Origin of the sequence: Desulfomonile tiedjei DSM 6799 (genome assembly GCF_000266945.1) — a bacterium.
Lineage (GTDB): Bacteria > Desulfobacterota > Desulfomonilia > Desulfomonilales > Desulfomonilaceae > Desulfomonile > Desulfomonile tiedjei.
Map to the genome: position 1 here is coordinate 5867219 of NC_018025.1, position 23168 is coordinate 5890386.

The window sequence follows — 23168 nt, forward strand, 5'->3', positions numbered from 1 at the left end:
TATGGTAAGTTGATGAACAAATACAAGCTGCTTACATGGCAGTCTAGTTGTCTACTGATATTCCTCCTGTGCATTACCTTGTCAGGATGCATAGGACTCATGCCTTCGCCTTTCAGACCATCACCCGGACCGCAGAAAACCCCTCAAGCATACGATTTGGCGCAGGCTTTCGATATCGCATGCAGGAATTATCGCTTGGGGCCGGGCGACAATCTGCGAGTTCTTTTTCAGACGGAATGGAGTATACCCAGAGGTACCTATACCCTTGACACCCTCGATGAAATCGAAGTGGAATTTATTCTCGATCCTGCATTGAACAGAAAAGCAGTGATCAGGCCCGACGGAATGATCACTCTTCCGGGTATCGGAGAAGTCCAGGCCGCTGGGGTGACTCCGGACCATCTCGCCAAAATCATCTCAGAGAAATACCAGGAAACGGAGATCTTTGGAAAAGAAGATGACAGGCAGCTCAAGCAATATAAGCTTGTGACTGTTCATGTTCTCAGTTTTTATCAAAAGGTTAAGAGACTTGTAGAATCGCTGACTACGCTTACTGGGGGGCAGCAACTGACAGTAGTCGTTAATCCTGACGGCAATATCGATCTACCCCTTCTGGAACAGAGAATATTGGCTGCCGGGAGTACGGTAAGAGAAGTCGAAAAAACCGTTAATACCCTGTACAGGCGAGGTCCGCTTCAGCATGTGGTTGCATCGGTTTCTCTGCAAGAGGGGAAATCGCGAAAAGTGTACGTAATGGGAGAAGTCACCCGACCCGGAGCATACGACATAACCCAGCCGATAACTGCCCTGCATGCAATAGCTCTTGCGGGTGGTCATAATTCCAGGACTGCCGATCTCACGAGTGTAATTCTCGTTTCAAAGGATATTTACGGGAAACCTATTGGAAGACGACTGGATCTCAAGAAGATTCTTGACGTGGGGGACATGGGGTCAGCGATCATGGTCAAACCATACGATGTTCTTTTCGTTCCGAACACTTACGTGGCTGACCTGAGACTTTTCATGGAACAATATATTCTGACGATAACAGACTTTGCGACCTTGAGGAACTTGATCAACCAGTAGGGACTGAAAGTCGGAAGTCGTTTTCCTTCAGGATCAGGGGGAACACGGCCTTGTTCTTCCAGTGAACGATATGCCGCGAAATTAAGCATGAATCAACAATATATTACAAATAGTTGCGGTCATTCACATCTCTATAATGTCGGTCCTGTGCTTTGGCCAAATGATCGCAGCGGGCGGAAAGTAAAATGATACCACCTGTTTTCTTAAATGGGGTAAGAGTCCCTGAGGAGACTTCCCGGGCACTCATGAATTCCATGGGGCCGTTGCATGGGATTTGCGATCATTGCGGGGGGTCTGTTGTAGAAATCAAAAGCGTAATCATTGGCACCCAACCGACTCCGTTGTTCCGTATCTGGTGTTCGACCTGCGGACGGTATGGTGACGTGGTTCACGAATTTCCCTCTGATTGGTACAAACGCCTTCTCCGCTCCGTGGAACTTCAGGTCCAAAGGATCTTTTAGCAAGAAAGACTTTGAAGATCGCAAATCGCTCCTTCTGCGACGCTTCCCGCTGCGTGGAGCCGCATGGCGACGGGCTTGCCTCGATGAACGAGTGCTGCTGAAGTCATGTATTCTTAGCTGAAATTGCTCCTTATACCGATTCGCTTTTCTTCTCATAATCTGGGAGGCTGGAGGTATCCTTCATTCCGGACGACGCAAAGCCGTCTGATCACTCCGCCTCAGGACACCCCAGCCTTCGCTATGTTATGTGCATAACTGCGAAATGGTATTATAGCTTTGTCCGAGGCAGTTTTGACGTTCGAATCTGTGTACTATCATCTCGTCTCGTCCGAGCGGGACTCACCTTCCGAAGAAAGCCAGGCAGATCGGATACACTAACAATCAGCATCAATACAAGGTATAATGTTTATACAATGATGGTAAGATACTCTGATCTACTTTTGCGAAGCTATTTATTGTTTTCAAGGTTGACATTGTCAGGCATCATAGAGTTTTACTGATGTGCATGCTTTGATACCATGCATTCGCCTTATTTCGAGATAATATTCTTCAATTGTTGGTTCCGGTAGAGTACTGCAGATAACCTCTGTACAACTGGTTAAGTGAATCATATTCTTGCTGAAAACTGATTTTCAGGGCTGACATTTTTTTCTGTTCCTCCTGATGACCGCAAAGATAAGCGTTTTCTTCCAGAATCCCTGCCAGTGCGATCAAGCTCGTCGTGATCTCTTCCGCCCCATGTCGGTAATGAGCATTTTTTGACATTAGCCGCAGTATTTCACTTTTCAGGTATTCTTCCGTTTCTCTTTTCAGACAGGATTGAGGATTGTCGAAGGCCCAACAGATCAGCCTGTAATAATTGGGCCAGGGTCTGGCATGCACTAATTGCTTCAGTTTTTCTCCCAACCGGGGGGGAACGTGCTGGGCTTCAAAATGTGACTGCATTGCTTCGCTGCGTATTCTCGTTTCCTCGTCGGGGTACCAAATGCCATCATAATCTGAGGAATCCAGCGCCCTGCGATATAGGATGTCAGTCCTGCGCACGAGCACCAGGGAATAATCATCACTAAAAATACATCCCCATCGACCGGTTTTGAGCAATGACATTCCCAGGTTAAAATCATATGGATAGGTAGTCAGTACAATGTAAGATACGCCATACTTGTCCAGAAGTCCCTCCGGTTCCTCACGTGATTCCTGAGCCACCCCCATGATGATGAAATAATCTTTGATGATCTGAGGAGGGAAAAAGGACTGATCCCGAGTATCCATAAAAAGCTGAAGTTTGGGCGTATAAAAAAGGAGATAAGACGAGATTTCCCATCCGGCCAGGGTCCGCCCTTCTAATCGGTTCTTTTCGATGAACGACACCAGTCTGCTCGAGAATGTGTCGTAGCTCATGAAATCTCGGAGAAGAGACCGAGGTGGTCTGAGCGGATTATGCGGTGAATACGGTAAGACAACTGTTACAACAAAAAGCCAACACGAACTTATCAGCGCTAGGGCGACTGCTGTAATGGAGCCTGTTCTGAATATCCTCGAGGCAGTGAGGTCTCCGAATCTTTCTTTGGCTGTAATTGCCAAGCTTTGAATCGAAAGCGTCACGAGAACAGAGACTGCAGGGACAAAAGCCATCGCAGCAAAAAGAATGAATCTCCTGTGCTTCAAGGAGAGCACGAGTAAAACCAGAAGCACCATAGCTTCCATAATCAGATCGCAGGGGATTGTCGCCAATTCCTTGTGGATGCTGAATTCACGATTGACCGCATGAATTCGGGATTCGTCGAAAACTCTAGATTCCGTATGAGCTGTTTCACCTGTTTGCGAATCACGCTGTTCCTTTCTGAAGCCTGTCCACACCACAAGCATTGCGAAAACGACCAGCATCAGAAGACTCAAATAGGGGAACTGGGATCCGGTGCCCACAATTCTCACGCCCGCATCAGTGAAGTTCAGGAGTGAAAGCCAATCACTTGAATTCGATGTGACTATGCCGGTTCCCACCTGAGTAAAAGGCATCACGAGATTAGTGATTCCGTACGGATTGAAAAAAGCGCTCATGGCAATACTTGCAAATGCGACGAACCACCATTGCGCTACAAGAGATTCTCGGCTTCTGAGACACGAAGAAGGCAGAATTCCTAAACCGGCCCGCAAGCTTACCAGACAGGCTTTCGCAATCACAAGAGCAAGACCGAGCATAAATGAACCGTGGAAATTGCTCCAGATGCCTATGACCACAGGTACGCCGTATAACCGTATGCGATCCGACCAAAAGGTATCGGAAAGCAGACTGACGAGGATCAGCAGATAAAATATCCCGAAATTTTCGGCTCTAATCGTGAGGAAGGGACTTGCTGCGAAGAGCCCGGCGAACAAGCTGAAGAGAGCAACGTCAATGCCGGCACCCAGCCTCCGGCACCGGTAATAGAGAAATGCCGAACAGAAGAATAACAAAAGAGCTTTGATCAGTACGGGTCCGGATTCCTCGAAATGGCTGTAAACGATGTAATAGAGAAGATGACTCAGCCAATTCTGATCCACCCAAAGACCGGCCGAGTTGGTGAACGACCAATGGCACGGGACCGCCATGCCTTCGCTCAGAATGCGTTTTCCTGCTGCGAACCCGAGAAACAAATCCGAATTGAGACCGATATTCCCGACAGCTACGAGATACGTCACGGCTACGGCACAGATCAGCGATGCTCTTCTCACCCAAATGACTCGGCTGTCTGCACCTGTCATAGGAGAATTCATGCTCTTGGCGGAACCCTTTCTTCGTCCGTGACGGTCGTGATGAGTTTTGTATCCGGTGGGCCGCATTATGGCATATTTCGCGCCCGGCGAGTGTCAAAAGTTTGAGGCAATCAAAGAAGGAAAATTCGGGGAAACCCTTCTTGTAAGAAGTGTTTCCCCGAGCCCCATCCCAAGAACTTCTAGCATTTGTCTGAGTTATCGTTTTTTCATCAGAAAAAAACGATAACTCAGACAAAGTGTTAAAAGTTTTTGGAAGGGCTTGGGGAACCTTTTTGCAAAAAGGTTCCCCAAATCTTACTGCTTTGAAAGCGTATTGGTATTACAAGAAGTTCCGCACCGATTTTCGTTTGAATCGGCTTGACCTGGCAATCTGCTCATACTATTTCTGATGCTGTGTCCGAATGAGGCAGAGGCATATGCAGACAGACCATTCAAATCCCGATATCGAGAGTTTCCGACCTGCAAAGATCTCCCGCTCATACGTGCTCGTCCTGACTCTTTGCTTGCTTGCTCTGGCGCTTATTGTTCAGTGGCCGGGTCTCAAAGCGCCGATGGTGTATGATTCCCGTGTGTTCATTGCAGAAAAGGCCGAGGTCTTCTCACAAGAGGGGGTGAGTGGTGTAGTAGCTCTCTATCCGGGGCGAGCTTTGGCAATGGCTTCATTCTACCTGAATTATGTTTCTACCGGAATGGACCCGACCTTTTTCAGGCTCGTGAACATTTGCCTTCTCGCAGGCTGCGGAATTGCCGTCTTTGTGCTCGTGTTCATGCTTCTTTCGATCCGGAATGCTCCTGCTGATGAAGATGTTTCGCTTTCCCTTACCGTGGCGACACTTCTGGCTGTTCTATATCTGATTCATCCACTTCAAACGTTCTTATCTTTGTACATCTATCAACGTATGGCACTTATGTCTTCGCTGTGTTTTCTATTCGCTATCGCCCTGTACATTGCTGCTCGCACGGGAAGAATGAGCTCTCCATACGCGGGATACTTCGCTGCATTCCTTTTGTACCAGATCGGAATGTTCAGTAAGCCGAATATCTTCACTCTACCGCTTGTTCTCCTTCTTGCTGAAATTGCTTTCTTCCGGACGGGGTTGAAAGCGTTATGCAAATTGGCAATCATATTCCTGATCGCGAGCATCCCGTACTTCGCAGTTATGAAGATATTCGTGCCTTCTCCCGAAGGTATTTCAGCTCCCGGAACCGGGTTCGTAGCATCACTCGCGGCATACTATGTAGACAGCGGGATCACCGTAAAAGAACAGGCTTTGACCAACTGTCGCGTGCTCTTCTCGTATCTTTCCACTATCTTTGTCCCTACACCTTCGAATGTGCAGTTGCTTCAGGTGCAGATTATCTCCCGTTCCTTACTTGACCCGCCTTCTACTCTTCCGGCATTTCTGGGAGTGCTTATTCTCGGCGGTTTCGGCCTTCTGGCGCTCAAATTACGGCCGTTGACCGGCTTCGGCATAACCTTTTTCCTGGTAACGATCATCCCCGAGAGTTTTCTGGTGCCTCAGTATTTGTACGCAGGATATCGGCCTGTTTTGCCCATGGTCGGCCTTATCTTCGTTGCAGCGGACGTCATTGGAATAGCAGCGCTCAAACTGAAAGATCGTGTGGGGACACGTGTAGCAGCAAAGACAGTTGCACTCGTTTTGGTTCCGCTGGTGTGTTTCTTCGGAGCAGTGACTTCCATCAAGGCGACGCTATGGAGCAATCAATTACTTTTTTGGAAGCAAAGCCTCGAGAAGTTTCCCCCGTACGGCACGCATGTAGAAAAGAAAGCCTACCTGGACACTCTTCTGAATATTGGAGATGCATATTGCGAAGTCGGTCGATGGAAGAATGCGGTCCATCATTATCAACAAGCGCTTGAAATACAACCTAATTTTGCCACATTGCACAATAATCTGGGGTTCGCATTGCATGAAGCAGGAGAGACAGAACTGGCTTTGGAGCATCTGCACAAGGCAATGGAACTGAACCCGCAAATGCCCGATGCCTTTAATAATGCGGGATTGGTGTTTTTTCGGCTCGGAAACACTCAGAAAGCAATCGATTACTTCACCAGAGCTATCGAGCTGCATCCGGGATTCGTTCCCGCATACGCGAATCTGGGAAGTGCGCTTATCCAGGCGAACCGAATACCGGACGCGATTCGCATTCTTTCAAAAGCGCTGCAGTTAGATCCTTATTCTGCACAGACACATAACAATTTGGGATTTGCATACTATCGGTCGGGTGATTCACCAAAGGCGGTCGAACACTTTCGGAAAACCCTTGAGATCGAACCGGGCTTTCAGGAAGCAAGAGAAAATATGACCCGTGCTCTGCAGAAGAAGTAGCAGAAATGGGGAGTGGCTGAGAGAGAATTTAAGAGAAATAATACTCGAGGAACCTTTTTTGCAAAAGAGGTTCCTCAAACTCCTCCAAAAAACTCTTATCATTTTGTCTAAATCATGGTTTTTTCATTGAAAAAACCATGATTTAGACAAAATGATAAAAGTTCTTGGGATGGGGCTTGGGGAAACCCTTCTTGTAAGAAGTGTTTCTCCAGTATTTGCTGATTGAAAGCGAAATTGCCATGAGTTGATTTAGGTTGACAATCCGGTGCTGACGAGAGAAAAATTGTCTCGCAATTATCATGTGCTCGTAAGGAGGCACTTTGGAAAGAATTGTGGATTGGCTCAGAGGTGTCCGAGTGCAGTTCTTGTCGTTATCTGTTGTACTGGTGTTCTTGGGCACATCAATAGCCGTGTCGGAGGGATTGCATAATCCGGGCTACTCTGTTTTGGCATTACTTGGCCTTCTCTTGCTCCATGCCAGCGTCAATCTCTTGAATGACTATTCCGATTATCACAGCGGAATCGATTTTGCTACGAATGCCACTCCATTCAGTGGTGGCAGTGGAATGCTGATTGCCGGCCGTATTGCGCCATCAGCCGCTCTCTGTGTAGGCATTGCCTGCGTGGTGGTCAACATCGTTATAGGACTCTATTTTGTAAAGGTAACGAACTGGCAGCTTATGCCGTTACTATTGGTCGGAGTATTCACCGTTTGCTGTTACACGGATGTCCTGGCAAGGTGCACTTTGGGAGAAATCTTTGCGGGGTTGGGTTTGGGCCTGTTACCCGTTTTGGGCTGCTATTTTATCCAAGTGGGGCATTATTCTGCGAAGGCTTTTGTTGCAGGAATTCCTGCCGGATTGCTCACATTCAATTTGCTGCTTCTCAACGAATTCCCGGACTACCCTGCAGACTGTAAAGGTGGACGCAAGAATCTGCTGATGCTGCTGGGCGTCGAGCGAGCCGGTCGATTGTACGCTTTTGTGATGGCTCTCGTGTATATCAGTATAGCAACAGGGGTGGTGTTACATTTGATACCAGGTTATTGCCTGCTTGGATTGTTGACGATTCCTGTAGCACTCAAATCCATAAAATGGGCCTGGAATCATACAAACGATCTGGGCACGGTAATCCCGGCGCTTCAAGCCAACGTGATCGCAAATCTGGGAACACAGACGCTCCTGGGCGTTGGTTTTCTGGTCTCATCACAGGGATGAATTCAGAGATAAATTCCAAAAGCGCTGCACGCGAAAGATCGTCTGGAATTGTGCAGACAACTTCGTCTGATGAACCGTTGTTTGTACTAACGTACCAAACATACAAAGTTACATTAAGAACCATCCTGTATGCCATTTGGATTCCTATGCTTGGAATTGGTCCTTTTATATTTCCGTGGGAAGATGACGTGTTCAAATCAGTATGTCAGAGAGTCCTCTGCATATGCCTATTCTTAACAACTACTCTCCTAGCCGTTCATATTCTGTCCCTAAAGGAAATAAGACTCCATAGAGATAGAATGGTAAAAGTGTGTCGATTTGGCGGACAAAAAGAAATAAAGTTGGAGAATGCAAGGTTCACTGGCACGAGGTTTCGTTTAACCAATATAAAGAAAATCTGCCATCAAGATACGCATCCGTTTGCATTACATAAAGCAATCATGTACGACGAATATCTGGCCGACGGCAAGGCTGTAACAAAGCTAAATGCACTTTTAGCCGAGCTTTCCGGCAGAAGGATCGAGGAATTTGAAGGAAAAACAGACATGGACCCTTTCATCAAAAGATGAGGAACATGCGAATCTTGTGAAAAGAGGAGATCTCGACAGTTATTCCTGCGTAGATCCGGCCCCCGTTTGTGAGGACTGCCCGATCAATTCGCTCCAGTCACGGGTAAATCTGTACACCTGTCCGAGTCCGTACAACGAAAGGGTGAGGAATACTGTTTGATCCGGGTCCTTTATCTTTTGAGTTACCGGGTCCTGTTCGCGAACTTCCGAATATCTGAGCACCACATTCCAGCACTGCGGATGGTAATTCAATCCGATACTGGTGAAGTAAGCAAAGTTAAACTGATGCGTATATTGATTCTCGAAAAAACATTCCAGATTTGAAGTCAATTTGACCTGAACGTTCACATTGGTTTGTCGATTCAAATCCTGCAAACGGTCACCCTCGGTGAATTGGTGCAATATTCTTACGAGATCGCCTCTGTGATCCATGAGTCCCAGGTTGAGGCTGTACCGTCTCATGCGGTTGAAGACCGGGTCGTATTCGGTTTGAGCGCCGAAATCCACCATGGAATGAGGCTTTAAAATCAACTCGGCCCGTGTGTTTGTCCAGCGAGTGTCCCCCAGCAACAAGCTACGTTGTCCGAGCGGATCGTCTGCAGATCTGGTGCTGTAGAAATCGTATCCCTGTGACAGGGTGAGTGTCATGAAGTCGAAATACTCGTCTTGACTAAGTCTACCGGTAAGTACCTGTCGCATTTCTGCAACCAGGAGACTCACCTGGTCGACTCTATCGCTGTCATCAAAGAAAGGGTAGGTTTGCTGTCGTGCAAAGGGCCGGTACGTCCAAGACACGCGAGGGCGTACCCAATGCTTTATCCTCTGGAACCCCAGACCGCCATTGTAAATGGATTGGAAATCCGTGAACACGTCAGCGCTTACCTGGTACAAATCCGGTCGAATTGTGTTGACCGAACTGACACTTTTTCCACGTTCGTAATAGTCGGCCAAGTACGCTTTGGGAAAGTACGTCATTGAAGGTTCTACTTTGAGATACCTTCCGAGCGCCAGGGGAAGACTCAGGCGAGTATCCATCTGAAAACGGCTTCCAAGCCACTCGCGGTCTTTGATTGGAGCAAAAAAGAAATTATACGCGAGATTGGAGTTGAGATAGAACGGCGTGTACGGAATCTTCTGGTAAAACAGGACCGATCTGATCGTTGGGAGATTCTGCACTGTTGCAGCATTGTCCGGCATATCGAGATTCTCGAAATGCCTTGCCTCTGCAGAAAAGAGAAAGTTGTTCAACTGTTTGTACAGGACAACATTCGATTCCAGGTATCGCACGCGAACTCTTCTGTCAAAACGTCCACCCCAGACTTCGAAATAGCCGCGATCCGAGACCCAGCTTCCATTGGCCTGTAAGCGTATTGCAGACGGCAAGTCCTGCTCGTGTCGCCACGTGACATAAAAGAGATGGCTTCGCGGATTCGACTCCGACCCGAACTCCCAATCGTAGGTGTACTCCCCGTGAAACCTTCCCTGAAAATCTTCATAAGGGAAATACCTGAATTCGAGGCCCAACTGTAATGCTCTCCGGGTGCACACTCTGGGGACAATGGTTGCGTCAACGCTTGGCGAAATGTCCACGAAGATGGGTAGCCGTACATCGAATCCTTTTTGGCTGCTATTTGCAAAGGTCGGCATGAGAAGGCCGCTCTGCCGTTGACGTTTTGCCGGATATATCAACCAGGGAAGATAAAAAACCGGGATATCCTTGATATAAAAGAAACCATGCTTCAAGGTACCATAGCCTTCCATGGTGACGTTCAGGTCGCGACCTCGTATCCTCCAATCCGGAATAATACCGTCACAGGTGGTGAAGCTGCCTTCTTGAAGGCGATAACTGGAAGGGCCGGTCTTTTCCAGCACCTTTCCTTCAAGATAAATATTATGTCGAGTGAGAAGCAGCTTGCCGTCAGTCAGCTCGCCGGTGGCATCCTTGAGCCGCACCAGCACCTTGTCTGCTTCAATAACATCTCCTCCCATGCGGACGATGACTTTCCCGGAGGCTGTCAAATTTCCGGTATTTTCCTCGAACACGATGCTGTCCGCACGAAGCCGAAAATTCCCCTGGGCAACTGTCACGTTCCCGCTGGCAGTCCACGTATTGGTTTCACGAGTCAGTGAGACACGATCCGCTGAAATCTGAATCGGTAATTCTCCGGGAAATATGCTCTTCGGTAATGCGGAAATGTCAAAATCTTTGGATTTGGATTCCTGAGCGGAACTGTCAGATGCACATATCAATACTATCAGCAAACACCAGGAGGCCAGCAGGCATCGGAAAACGGAGCGCACCCGATCTCGAGACACGTGCGAGCTTTTCCATAAGGACTGCTGGAAGATTGTACAACGCATGAGCATTTCAATTGTCTTGTACGCCGCACGCTCTCCTTACCGGACCAATCATATACAGAGAGCCTACAGCCAAGATAATGTCATCCGGTGAAGCCTTCTTCAGGAGTAACTGAAAACCTTCTTCTATATCCATTACCGCACTTGCCGGAACGCCTTGAGCCCTCACGATCGCGGCAGCCTCCTCGGGGAGCAGGGCTCTGTTGCTTTGTGGAGGCACACAGACAACCTCGCGAGCGAGGGGAGACAGAATCTTGATGAGCTGTTCGTAATTCTTATCCCGGAGCATTCCAAGAAGCAGAAGAGGCTTTACTCCCGGGTACAATTGAGAGAAAGTACTCTTGAGAAGTCGAGCTCCTTCGGGCGTATGCGCCCCATCGATGATGACGTCCGGCTGCGATCTGAGAAGCTCGAATCTTCCGGGAAACCTTGTCATTTCGATTCCCGATCGGATTGCCCCTTCGGGAATGCGGTATTCGAGAGATCGTAATTCCTCGATTACAGCAATTGCCAATGCAGCGTTCTTGATCTGAAAACTTCCCGGCATACTCGTTGAGAGATGTTCCAGAACAAGGCTTTGGGACCGGTACGAGAATGAATTCTTGCCGGTACGAAGCCCCATGAAATCGCGACCGAATTTGTGAACCTGCACGTTAAGATCGCGAGCGGTCCTTTCAATGACATTCCAAGGTTCCGACCTGCTTGCTCCGGTAATGAGAGGAACTCGTTTCTTTATTATTCCCGCTTTTTCTTGAGCAACTGAAGCCAATCCCGCGCCGAGGTAGTCTTCATGTTCGCGGGAAATGTCCGTGATCACCGTAACCAGAGGATTGACCGTGTTTGTCGCATCAAGTCTTCCGCCCAATCCTACTTCGATTACAGCCACATCGGGTTTGGCACGTGCAATACAGTCGAAGGCAGCAGCAGTGGAAAACTCGAAAAAGGTGGTCCGTTCCGGATCGTATATGCTCCGCACTTTCCTGATGGCGGTGAGCAGAGACTCCTTGGAAACGAGAGATCCATTCAGCCGTATGCGTTCACGAAAATCATTGAGATGGGGAGACGTATAGAGCGCGGCCTTATAACCGGATTCCAGCAGGATGTGGTAGATAAATGACGCAGTTGACCCTTTGCCGTTGCTTCCCGCAACATGCACTACCGGAAATTGAGCTTCCGGATTACCCATAGTGCTCAGAAGTCGTGTGATATTATCGAGTCCCAGGAGAATTCCAAAGCGCTCCAGCGAATACATAAAGGAGATCGTCTCCCGGTACTCACGATCCAATTCTTTGTCTTCCAGCAGAGGCTACCTCCGGAAAAGTTAAATCGCGACTGTTTCAAAGCGGTTTCGCTAAGATACATCTGGAGTGCTTATAACATACCGAAAATTGCCCGTCAAGGTCACTTGAGAATAAGTACCCGGATTAATTTAACAATGGGCGGCAACAATCTTTCGGGAACATGCATTCGACATGTGTGTCTGAATTACTTGCACACCTTTAATCTTTTTTTCCTTTTCAGAGAGGCTGAATTGATGTGGGAGAGGCCGTGAGTGGCTTTATCCTGGCGGCAAAGGAGGCAGTTCATGAAGACGAGATGTCCTGATTGCGGCCGTGAATTCAGCATTCACTACTATCCGGAGCGGGAGCAGACAACGTGGTGTCCGGAATGCGGGACCTTCTTCAGCACTGAAGAACATCTGCTCGCTGAGTCTAAGGTATCCTCACAAGATGAGACGTTTGCAGTAGAGTGGCAGATGCCGGGCTGACCGTTTACCTGCATTTCACCAGGATGGACGGTTCCTTGATCCATGTAGTGCACAGGCGCTCGGGTGCGACCGGGTAATCGCAGATTCTTGTCGGCGCAAGAGGAAGCACGCAGTCGCGCACCGGGGCCACCGGACCCGCACACATCCGGAGAGGAACAACAGGAATTTCGCACAGACGCGCAGGCAAAACAGGATTTTCGCATATTCGCGGGGGGGCAATAGGGGGTTCACACAACCTCATCGGAGCCACCGGTTCTGCATATATTGCAGCAGGTGCTACAACGGTCGCACAGTGTAGGGGAGCAGACGGGTGGCATACAAAACCGAATCCTGCCGCAGGGAGCACAAGAATAAACGCCAGAATCACCATCAGCTTTTTCATTGACACACCGGTCCCGAATCTCCAATAAATAGAGCGTCATTTTATCACGTTTCGAGAAATAGGACACACCAAAAATGAAGATTCAGAGATCTCTTCTGATTCTCCCGGTTAATGTCCCTCGCTTCATCGATAAAGCTCATCTGAGAGGTGCGGACGCTATAGTACTGGACCTCGAAGATTCTATTCCCCCAAGCGAAAAGGACAGCGCGAGAGAACACGTTTCATCGGCAATCGGTAAGGTCGGTCGCGCAGGCGCCGATGTCTTTGTTCGGGTAAACAACGATCCCGCTCTTTTTGAAAAGGACATGCACGCGGCTGTTCGATCCGGACTTTATGCGATTTTTCTCCCGAAAGTGGAATCGGAGAATTTCGTTCGAGAGACGGAGACTCTTCTTTCCCAATTGGAATCGGAGCGCGGCGTACTGGCTGGTTCCATAAAGCTATCCCTGCACATCGAAAGCCCCAAAGCTTTGTTGAACCTGCAATCTATACTTGCAGCGGGAACGAGAATCGAGTCCATAAGTCTCGGCACGGACGACTATTGCCTGGAGCTTGGAGTGGAACCTACTCCCGAGGGAACCGAGTTGTTCTTTCCCTTGGTGATGCTGATCACTGCGGCAAAAGCTATGGGAATTCAACCCATGGGAATTCTCGGAAGTGTTGCGGGATATCGTGACCCGGAGGGGTTCAGGAAAGCGGCTGAAAGAGGAAGGCAGTTGGGATGTACCGGCGCATTCTGCATTCATCCGGATCAGGTGGATATTCTCAATAAAGTCTTTTCGCCGGATCAGGCGCAGGTGGATCAGGCTTTGCGCATTAAGGCAGTATTCGAAGAATCCATGGCGCAAGGCCGGGCCGCAACAACGCTGGACGAACGCATGATTGATACTCCAATCTACAAAAGGGCTCTCAGGACTATTCAATTGGCTGATGCAGCGAAAGAACGCGAAAGAAATGCTGGAGCGGCAACGAGGAATCTGTCCGAGTGATCGCTTGACACACTATTGAACCTCACCTAACAATGAGAGTCCCGGAGTTTATCGCTCTCCTGACGAGCAGAGCGTTGCCGTGGAATAGAAACCCTTGATGTGGTGAATTATATAGTCATTGCCAAAATAAATGACCGAAACTCTGTAGATATGAGTCGAAAAATCCCCCCTGACCCCCCTTTAATAAGGGGGGAATTGAGGTGTCGCCTCTTACCCCCCCTTTCGTAAAGGGGGGTTGGGGGGATTTGAATCGGACAAAATTTTTGGCAAACACAATATATAGAGGACTACATGGTCAAATCAGTTAATGCGTCCTGGTGGATACAACGCTGGAATGAGCTCCAGCCTGAAAAAACTGCAATTCTCTTCGAAGATCGAAATATTAGCTACCGACAGCTCCACATGCGGTCAAACGCAACCAGTTGTTGGCTTCAGTCGTTAGGAATAGAAAAAGGCGACCGTGTTGCGGTCCTTCTGGAGAACTGTCCGGAATTTATAGAGCTTTACCTGGCGTGCTCGCGACTCGGCGCCATCTTTGTGCCGATAAATTTCAGACTGGCGGCTCCTGAAGTCGATTACCTGATAAGACACAGCCGTCCGCGTTTGTTCGTGTTCAGCAAACGATTCATGAATACGTTCCAAAGTCTGGATTCCGAGTCGTACAGGCCGCCTCTCCTGGCTGCTGTTGTGGGCGATACCAAGCCATCCAATCGCATTTTCAATTACGATCTGGATACACGGAGTTTCGAAGGCAAAGCTCCCTTCATAACGCCATCGCTCGGTCCTGCCGATCCTGAAGAGCCTCATGTAATCATGTACACCTCCGGGACTACAGGTCGGCCGAAAGGGGCTGTGCTGAGTCATCGAAAGACCTTTTTCAATTGTCTTAATGCGGAAATCTTCTTTCAACTCTCTTTTCAGGATAACATGCTCGTGATGCTCCCGCTATTCCATTCCGGCGGCCTGTTTATCCAGGCTTCACCGTGTCTTTTCAAAGGAGCTACCCTGGTAATTCATCCTCGATTCGATCCCATCAAAACATATCGGGATATCGAACGATTCAAGATCACGAAACTCCTGGGAGTTCCCACCGTATTCCGATCTCTTCTGAGCGTGGATCCGAGAGAACGAGGAGACCTTTCATCATTGCACGTGTGCGCAATCGGTGGTGAAAAAGTCACTCACGAACTTCTGGTAGAATGTCGCGAGAACGGGTTTCCTCTGCGGCAGATCATGGGACAGACTGAAACCTCCATTCTCTTGTGGGCTTCGGAAGAAGAGTCAATTGCCCGCCCCGGAACGGTAGGAAGACCGGTGTTTCATGCGGAGGTCACGCTTGTCGATAAACAGGGTAAACGGGTAAGCCCCAATGAAGTGGGCGAAATAGTCGTTCGTGGATCCATCATGATGAAGGAATATTGGCAGGATCCTGTCCAGACCGAACAGATCTTCAGCGGAGGTTGGTTGCGTACCGGCGATCTTGCCCGTATGGACGACGACGGTTATTTCTACCTTGTTGACAGGGCAAAAGACATGTACATATCCGGCGGAGAAAACGTGTACCCCGCGGAAGTGGAACGAGTGCTCAAAGAACACCCCGCAGTGGAAGATGCAGCAGTTGTCGGCGATTTTCATGAATTATGGGGAGAATGCGGGCACGCATTTCTTCTTCTGCGCAAGGATTCGTCATTGACCGAGGACATGTTGATCGCGTTTTGCAAAGAACGACTCGCATCGTATAAACTGCCTCGAAAAATAACCTTCTGCGTCTCGTTTCCGCGTACACCTCTGGGCAAAGTGCGTAAGTTTTTGCTCAAGAACAACTCGCATTCCGAATCGGGTAAGTGAGAGTTCTTGTTACTTCTACTCAGTTATCTCTACCGATTCTCGAGAGTAATCACGGATTGTGAAGAGCAGCTCCCGGCAAATTGGTAGCACCGGCCTCCGGAAAGTGTCTCAAAATTCTCGTATGCACAAAAAATCGTGCCACGATTCATCATCCTTGTAGGGGCAGGTCTCGTGCCTGCCCTCCCGCAATGACCGGCACGGAGGCCGATCACTACCGGGCACCCACGAGGCGCGCCCCTACAATCAGGCCGTGAAGATGATGAGAATTTCGTGTCACGATCTGGGATAAATTTCGACTTTTGAGACAGTCTCTCCGTGCCGGTGAACAATTCACCGAACAAATCAATCAGTTCTCGCCGGCAGAGACGCTGGCGCTACTGATTCTTCCCATTGCAGGCATTGTATTCCGTCAAGACTTTCAATAACCGCTATAAGAAAATCGTAAAAGTATTCTTTGTGGGACAGGGTCTTCCAACCTGCGGCATCTCAGAGCGTTACTCAGCGGAACGAGCGTCACTGTCCGGCATTGTGAAATAAAACGTCGAACCGACCCCAACTTCGGATTCAACCCAGACTCGCCCTTTGTGACGTTCGATTATTTTCTTTACGATCGCGAGCCCCATACCTGTCCCTTTGAACGGTCCTTTTTTCTGTAGTCGCTGAAAAATCACGAAAATACGATCATGGTGACGCTCGGGAATACCAATCCCATTGTCCTTGACAGAAAAGACCCAATCACCACTTCCATTTCTCTCGGCAGAAATGTGGATCTTGGGCGGTTCATCACGCCGAAATTTTATCGCGTTGCCAATAAGATTCTGAAATACCTGCATGAGCTGCACAGGATCGGCGTTGACAATCGGCAGAGGATCATGAGTTATGCAGGCTCCATGCTCGTCTATGACATATCTCAAATTGACCAACGCCTCTTTTGCTACTTCTTCGGAATCCGTTTCTTCGAGGGAATTCCCTTTCGTGGAGATACGCGAAAATGTCAGCAAATCAATGATAAGTGACCTCATCTTCTTGGCGCCTGCCACGGCCCAATCTATGAGTTGATCTGAATCGCCTCCAAGCTTGCCTTTGTGGCGTTGCTCCAAAAGTTGCAGACAGTTGGCAACGTTTCGTAATGGTTCCTGCAGATCATGCGACGCCACATATGCAAATTGTCTCAGATCCTCGTTCGAGCGTGCCAGTTCTTCGACTCCACGTCGCAGAAGCTCTTCCGTCCGCTTACGTTCAGAAATATCTTCAATCATGCTCAGGAAATATAACGGCTTCCCTTCGGAATCCCTGACAATGGATCTTGTAAAACCAATCCATACGATCTCGCCCTGTTTCCTAACAAGACGTTTTTCCATCTTATAATAAGGTATTTCGCCTCTGTACAGTTTTTTTGCCTTTTCAATATCCTCAGCAATATCTTCCGGGAACGAGATGTCCGTAAATGTCAATTTTCTGAGCTCTTCCTCGGAATATCCCACAATTTGAGAATAGGCCTTATTACAAGTCACAAAACGATAATTCAGGTCCGCTATATGCATGCCGAGCGGACCTTGTTCAAATACTGTCCGGAAACGCTCCTCGCTTTCCCGGAGCTTTTCTTGATTTCGCTTATGTTCGGCTACCAGCTCCCATTGCTGCAAAACCCGTAAAGCGAGATACGGCATGTCTGCGAACGCTAGCGGGGATTTTACCACGTAATCCGCTGCGCCTGCTTTCATGGCATCCACAGCGAGCCGTTCATCCCCGTGGCTGGTCATCAGAATTATTGGAAAAGAACGATCTTCCTCACCTGCAGGCAGAATATCCGTGCCTTTGCCATCCGGCAGCAGCCAGTCCGAGATAACGAGATCAGGAAAAGATTCACTCAAATATGTCAATGCATCCTCGATATTGGAGACGCAGGTCAGGTTCACAGGAGGGCCCTCAGCTTTCCGAAAGGCTCTTCTAAGGGCCTCTGCATGGGCTTCTTCGTCTTCAACCAGCAAAATATTGATAGATTTTTCAGCCAATTCATGGCTCCATTTTTAAACCGGGGCATCACCAAGGAAGGGATTGACATTCCAACCGAGCCAGTAAGAGCCGAGATCTCGCATGAGTTCCGTGAACTTGCTGAATTCCAACGGCTTCACCAGATAACTGTTTGCATGATAATCGCAGGCCATCTTCACGTCATTCCCTGCCTGGGAACTAGTCAAGATGACCACCGGAATGCCGCGTAATTCCTTTGTCTGTTTTATCTCCTTAAGCACTTCCAAGCCATCGACCTTCGGAAGCCGGAGATCCAACAGTATCAAGTTTGGTCGGGGGCTTTTCTCCGGATTGGTGTAATTGCCTCGTCGAAGTAGGTAATCCAGCGCTGTTTCCCCATCTGTCACATGGTGAATGTGATGAGCCGCATGATGGACCTTAAAACTGCGCATCACTATTTCCGCATGATCTTCGTTGTCTTCTACCAGTAAAATCATTGGAGTTTCACCATCTGCAATTCAGTCTCGTTTCATTTCTCGTCATCAGGCGCAGGGCAGGGGAGAGTGAGATAAAAGGTGGAACCACTTCCGATGCCTTCTGATTCTACCCAAATACGGCCACCATGCACTTCGACGATTCGCTTGGCCAAGGCTAATCCTATGCCGGTTCCTTCGGTTTTTTGATCCAATTTGTTAAAAAGTCCGAACACCTTTTCATGGTAAAGGGGATTAATGCCTATGCCATTGTCTCGAACAAAGAGCAAAGTCTCATCGCCATTCTCTTTTATGCCAATCTCGATTCGCGGATGTGGCTGATCTCCCATAAATTTCATTGAATTCTCGATAAGGTTTTGGAAGACTTCCAGTAACCGCGGACGATCGACGAGCAGGATAGGCAGATCCGGAGCCACCTGTACCTCCACGCCATGTTGCGCAATTCTTCCGGACAACAGTTCCAGGGTCTCATCTACCAGTTCTCGCATAGGCACTTTTGTCGGCGGATTGAACAGCCTGCCGACCCGGGAAAGCTCCAGAATCTCTCCCAGAAGTTGTCCCATCTTCTCTGCTGCCTTGTCAATTCGATCCAAGTCAGATTTCAGGTTTTCAGTATTTCCATTGGTTACGTTCTCTGCGACAAATCCTAAGAAGGTCCTGATGGTGATCAAGGGACTCCTCAGGTCATGGGAGACCGAATATGTAAATCTCTCCAGTTCGGCGTTCTTGGCTTCCAGTTCCGTGATCAGTCTTTCACGCTCGATCTCTGCTTGTTTCGCTTCTGTGATATCCCTGTCAAATCCTGCGACTCCACCAACATTTCCGTTGGCATCAAGAACAGGATAGAAACTGGTGTAATAGAATCTGCCATCCTTCTCGTCTTCGAAGCGCACTGCATAACCGGTTTGCAATACCTCGTTAAACTTGGCTCTGCTTTTGGCTTCAATATCCGGTGGCAGAATACTGGAAAGTGACTCCCCGAGCACTTCGTTGCTTTTCCATCCAAACCTTAATGCAGTGGCTTCGTTCAGTGCAACAATGGACCAATCAGCCGATAAGAGGAAGACGGAGTCCGCACTGGCATTCAATATTGCTTCAATGTCTCTGTTTCTTTTCGCGAGGGCTTCTTCTGCCTTTTTGCGAGCACTAATATCGCGAGCCGCTGCAAACAGGCCGATAATCTTTCCTGATTCGTCGCTATATACAGAGGCATTATATGTGACCTGAGTCAGATTTCCGCTCTTATGCCGGATCTCCAGTTCATAATCCCTGACCGATCCATCTCTGAATGCCTGTTGATATCCGGCTCGGGCATTTTCGGGACTGGTGAAATAATCGGCAAAATCCGTCCCGACGAGCTCATTTCGTGAATAACCGGTAACCCGCTCTGTAGCTGTGTTGACGTCATTAATCTTGCCTTCGGCACTAATAGTTACCAGAGGATCCAAACTGGCCTCAATGAGACTTCTGTTATATGCGCTGGCTGTCTGCAATGCCTCTTCTGCCCGCTTACGGTCACTGATGTCACGGGCCGCTGCGAACACACCGACAATATCCCCGGATTCATCCCGGTAAACCGACGCGTTATACATAACCGGTGTCAACATCCCATTCTTGTGCCGAATCTCCAGTTCGTAATCTTTCACCAAACCATCTCTAAAGACCTGCTGGTATCCGGCTCTCGCTCTTGAAGGATCGGTGAAGTAGTCGGCAAAGTCCGTCCCAATGAGTTCATTTCGTGAGAAGCCGGTGACTCGCTCGGTTCCGGTGTTCACATCCGTGATTTTTCCTTCCGCGCTGATGGTCACCAGAGGATCCAAGCTGGCCTCGACAAGGCTTCTGTTATATGCGCTGGCTGTCTGCAACGCCTTTTCTGCCCGCTTACGGTCACTGATGTCACGGGCCGCTGCAAATAGGCCGATAATCTTCCCGGACTCGTCACTATATACTGAAGCATTGTAGGTAACCTGAGTGAGGTCGCCGTTCTTGTGCCTGATCTCCAATTCATAGTCTCTCACCGATCCATCCTTGAATGCCTGTTGGTATCCAGCTCTGGCCTTCGCAGGATCTGTGAAATAATCGGCGAAATCCGTTCCGATCAGTTCGTTTCGTGAATAACCGGTAACCCGCTCTGTAGCCGTGTTGACGTCATTGATCTTTCCTTCCGCGCTGATAGTCACCAGAGGGTCCAGACTGGCTTCGATGAGGCTTCTGTTATATGCACTGGCTGTCTGCAACGCCTTTTCTGCGCGCTTGCGGTCGCTGATGTCGCGGGCTGCTGCAAACAGGCCGATAATCTTCCCGGACTCGTCACTATATACTGAAGCATTATAGGTAACCTGAGTGAGATCGCCGTTTTTGTGCCTGATCTCCAATTCATAGTCTCTCACCGATCCATCTCTGAATGCCTGTTGATATCCAGCCCTCGCATTCTCAGGATCGGTGAAATAGTCGGCAAAATCCTTCCCGATCAACTCGTTTCGTGAAAAGCCGGTGACACGCTCGGTTCCGGTATTGACGTCAGTGATCTTTCCTTCTGCGCTAATAGTGACCAGCGGGTCCAAGCTGGCCTCGATGAGGCTTCTGTTATATGCACTGGCTGTCTTCAATGCCTCTTCAGCGCGCTTTCGGTCACTGATGTCGCGGGCTGCTGCAAAGACGCCCGTGATTCTCCCTGACTCATCCCGATAGACGGAAGCGTTGTACATGACCGGAGTCAATTCTCCGTTTTTGTGCCTGATCTCCAGTTCATAGTCTTTCACTAAACCATCTCTGAAGACCTGCTGGTAACCAGCCCTTGCTCTTGAAGGATCTGTGAAATAATCGGCAAAATCCGTTCCAATCAGTTCATTTCGTGAATAACCTGTAACCCGCTCGGTTCCAGTATTGACGTCAGTGATTTTTCCTTCTGCGCTAATAGTGACCAGGGGGTCCAAACTGGCCTCGATCAGACTGCGGTTATATGCACTGGCTGCCTGCAATGCCTTTTCAGCACGCTTACTTTCGGTGATATCGCGAGCTGCTGCAAAAAGACCGATAATAGTCCCGGATTCATCCCGATAGACGGAAGCGTTGTACATGACCGGAGTCAACTCTCCGTTTTTGTGCCTGATCTCCAGTTCATAGTCCCTCACCGAACCATCTTTGAAAGCCTGTTGATAACCGGCTCTGGCCTTTTCAGGATCTGTGAAATAATCGGCAAAATCCGTTCCAATCAGTTCATTTCGTGAATAACCTGTAACCCGCTCGGTTCCAGTATTGACGTCAGTGATCTTTCCTTCGCCACTGATTGTCACCAATGGATCCAGGCTGGCTTCAATGAGACTTCTGTTATATGCGCTGGCTGTCTGCAACGCTTTTTCAGCACGCTTTCGGTCACTGATGTCGCGAGCCGCTGCAAATAGGCCGATAATCGTTCCGGAATCGTCAGAATACACAGAGGCATTGTACGTCACCTGAGTAAGGCTTCCGCTTCTATGCCTGATCTCCAGTTCATAATCCCTCACCGAACCATCCCTGAAAGCCTGCTGATATCCTTCCCTTGCTCGAGAAGGATCGGTGAAGTAGTCTGCAAAGTCCGTCCCGATGAGTTCATTTCGCGAATAACCGGTGACGCGTTCAGTCGCGGTATTAACGTCGGTAATCTTACCTTCGGCACTGATCGTGACCAGCGGGTCCAAACTCGCTTCGATCAGACTTCGGCTATATGCACTGGCTCTCTGCAATGCTTCTTCCGCTCGCTTCCGGTCACTGATATCGCGTGCAACGGTCGAGGCTCCTACAATTTCCCCGGATGCATTCTTAATTGGCGAGACGGTCACAGAGACGTAGATTTCGTCGCCATATTTGTCCATTCGTTTTGTTTCGTAATGCTCAACGGTCTCGCCCCTTTTAATTCGCTCGAGAATTTTAGGTATTTCGTCCTGACGGTCCGGCGGCACCACGACGAGAATGGACTGGCCGATGGCTTGTTCGGCGGAGAAGCCGTACATTTTCTCTGCAGCGGCATTCCAACTCAGGATTGTGCCATTCAACGTTTTTCCGATAATCGCGTCATCCGAGTATTCGACTATGGATGCTAAAAGGGCCCTCTCCGCGCTCGCCTGGAGAAGGCCCTGGCTATACTCTTTAGCCCTCTGTGATGCCTCTTCAGCTCGTTTTCGGTCGCTGATGTCGCGGGCGATCGTGCAGGCCCCTACGATTTCCCCGGATGGATTCTTAATTGGAGATACAGAGACTGAGACGTGGAATTGCCGGCCAGTGTGACTCATTCGCTTTGTTTCGTAATGGTCGACTGTCTCGCCTTTTTTCACCTTTTCAAGAATTCTGGGCATCTCGTCCTGACGGTCCGGCGGAACTACGATGAGAATGGACCGGCCGATGGCTTCTTGCGCGGAGTAGCCGTACATCTTTTCAGCAGCAGCATTCCAACTGAGAATAGTGCCATCTAACTTCTTTCCGATGATCGCATCGTCTGAGTATTCCACTATCGACGCCAAGAGGGCTCGTTCAGCCAGGTTAATTTCCTCCGGACCTACGCAGTCTTCCGTCCCATTGATCATTAATCGCACCTCCAGAGCCGAAAATTGTAATTTCTTCTGGGCTCCGGGTCCTAAGAGTTGAGGATACCCCGGAGAGTTGATCTTTTTCGCAACAACGATTCCTTGCTGGAGCATATGCAAGGCAAATTATTCATGTCAGATCACAACAAGTACGGCATGTAACATAAGTACGGATAATTTGAGGTATTCTACAAAATGCTGATAATCTCTGTCAAGATTATAGGTTTGCTGTTCCAGACTCCGACTGCCTGATTTTGCTTTTTCATAATCCGCTGCAAGATCGCGGTGGGGGGCATAATTGTCTGTGACTTTGTCAAAAGGCATTCTCGCAATCCGGTCGGAACGCTGCAGG

The 23168-nt window shown here is 48.9% G+C and carries 15 protein-coding genes; 8 read left to right on the top strand and 7 right to left on the bottom strand.

Going from position 1 to position 23168, the window contains the following annotated elements:
* Positions 1 to 99: 99 nt before the first annotated feature.
* Together DESTI_RS25195 and DESTI_RS25200 are read left to right on the top strand one after the other, a co-directional pair.
* Entirely contained in the window at positions 100 to 1086 is a 987-nt protein-coding gene (locus DESTI_RS25195; RefSeq protein ID WP_014812791.1) for a polysaccharide biosynthesis/export family protein, read from the top strand.
* Between the two features lie 185 nt (positions 1087 to 1271).
* On the top strand, positions 1272 to 1547 hold the full coding sequence (locus tag DESTI_RS25200) for a hypothetical protein (RefSeq protein WP_014812792.1): 276 nt from the start codon (positions 1272 to 1274) through the stop codon (positions 1545 to 1547).
* Positions 1548 to 2096: 549 nt separating this feature from the next.
* Here the strand turns inward: DESTI_RS25200 and DESTI_RS25205 are convergent.
* Positions 2097 to 4292, bottom strand: a complete 2196-nt coding sequence (locus DESTI_RS25205) for a hypothetical protein (RefSeq protein WP_014812793.1) — start codon at positions 4290 to 4292, stop codon at positions 2097 to 2099.
* A gap of 428 nt (positions 4293 to 4720) precedes the next feature.
* Here DESTI_RS25205 and DESTI_RS25210 point away from each other — a divergent pair, with 428 nt between their 5' ends.
* The 3 genes from DESTI_RS25210 to DESTI_RS25220 all read left to right on the top strand — a co-directional run bounded on the left by DESTI_RS25210 (position 4721) and on the right by DESTI_RS25220 (position 8441).
* The gene (locus DESTI_RS25210; RefSeq protein ID WP_014812794.1) at positions 4721 to 6655 is read left to right on the top strand and encodes a tetratricopeptide repeat protein; all 1935 of its coding nucleotides are present in this window, start codon (positions 4721 to 4723) and stop codon (positions 6653 to 6655) included.
* 320 nt (positions 6656 to 6975) lie between these two features.
* Positions 6976 to 7872: a prenyltransferase gene (locus tag DESTI_RS25215; RefSeq protein WP_014812795.1), complete on the top strand. Its 897-nt coding sequence runs from the start codon at positions 6976 to 6978 to the stop codon at positions 7870 to 7872.
* Between the two features lie 299 nt (positions 7873 to 8171).
* Positions 8172 to 8441: a hypothetical protein gene (locus DESTI_RS25220; RefSeq protein ID WP_041286485.1), complete on the top strand. Its 270-nt coding sequence runs from the start codon at positions 8172 to 8174 to the stop codon at positions 8439 to 8441.
* A 39-nt stretch (positions 8442 to 8480) separates the two neighbouring features.
* Here the strand turns inward: DESTI_RS25220 and DESTI_RS25225 are convergent, their stop codons facing one another.
* Positions 8481 to 10757, bottom strand: a complete 2277-nt coding sequence (locus DESTI_RS25225; protein ID WP_169316399.1) for an LPS-assembly protein LptD — start codon at positions 10755 to 10757, stop codon at positions 8481 to 8483.
* Positions 10758 to 10809: 52 nt separating this feature from the next.
* Positions 10810 to 12051 carry a bifunctional folylpolyglutamate synthase/dihydrofolate synthase gene (locus DESTI_RS25230; RefSeq protein WP_041286487.1) on the bottom strand — a complete coding sequence of 414 codons (1242 nt, stop codon included), beginning with the start codon at positions 12049 to 12051 and terminating at the stop codon, positions 10810 to 10812.
* Positions 12052 to 12384: 333 nt separating this feature from the next.
* Here DESTI_RS25230 and DESTI_RS25235 point away from each other — a divergent pair, with 333 nt between their 5' ends.
* On the top strand, positions 12385 to 12567 hold the full coding sequence (locus tag DESTI_RS25235) for a hypothetical protein (protein WP_014812799.1): 183 nt from the start codon (positions 12385 to 12387) through the stop codon (positions 12565 to 12567).
* Positions 12568 to 12571: 4 nt separating this feature from the next.
* Here DESTI_RS25235 and DESTI_RS25240 read toward each other — a convergent pair whose 3' ends face one another.
* Positions 12572 to 12949: a hypothetical protein gene (locus DESTI_RS25240; protein ID WP_014812800.1), complete on the bottom strand. Its 378-nt coding sequence runs from the start codon at positions 12947 to 12949 to the stop codon at positions 12572 to 12574.
* 74 nt (positions 12950 to 13023) lie between these two features.
* On the opposite strand from DESTI_RS25240, the gene DESTI_RS25245 reads away from it, so the two are divergent.
* Positions 13024 to 13938, top strand: coding sequence for an HpcH/HpaI aldolase/citrate lyase family protein (locus DESTI_RS25245; protein ID WP_014812801.1), 915 nt, complete (start codon positions 13024 to 13026; stop codon positions 13936 to 13938).
* Positions 13939 to 14229: 291 nt separating this feature from the next.
* Positions 14230 to 15786 (top strand): class I adenylate-forming enzyme family protein, encoded by a 1557-nt coding sequence (locus DESTI_RS25250; RefSeq protein ID WP_014812802.1) that lies wholly within the window; start codon positions 14230 to 14232, stop codon positions 15784 to 15786.
* 494 nt (positions 15787 to 16280) lie between these two features.
* Here DESTI_RS25250 and DESTI_RS29475 read toward each other — a convergent pair whose 3' ends face one another.
* The 3 genes from DESTI_RS29475 to DESTI_RS29480 are packed head-to-tail and all read right to left on the bottom strand — an operon-like array spanning position 16281 to position 22816.
* The gene (locus DESTI_RS29475; RefSeq protein WP_014812803.1) at positions 16281 to 17801 is read right to left on the bottom strand and encodes a sensor histidine kinase; all 1521 of its coding nucleotides are present in this window, start codon (positions 17799 to 17801) and stop codon (positions 16281 to 16283) included.
* Positions 17802 to 17816: 15 nt separating this feature from the next.
* Positions 17817 to 18257 (bottom strand): response regulator, encoded by a 441-nt coding sequence (locus DESTI_RS25260; RefSeq protein WP_014812804.1) that lies wholly within the window; start codon positions 18255 to 18257, stop codon positions 17817 to 17819.
* 32 nt (positions 18258 to 18289) lie between these two features.
* A complete protein-coding gene (locus DESTI_RS29480) occupies positions 18290 to 22816 on the bottom strand; it encodes a PAS domain S-box protein (RefSeq protein WP_014812805.1) in 4527 nt (1508 codons plus the stop codon).
* Between the last annotated feature and the right edge of the window lie 352 nt (positions 22817 to 23168).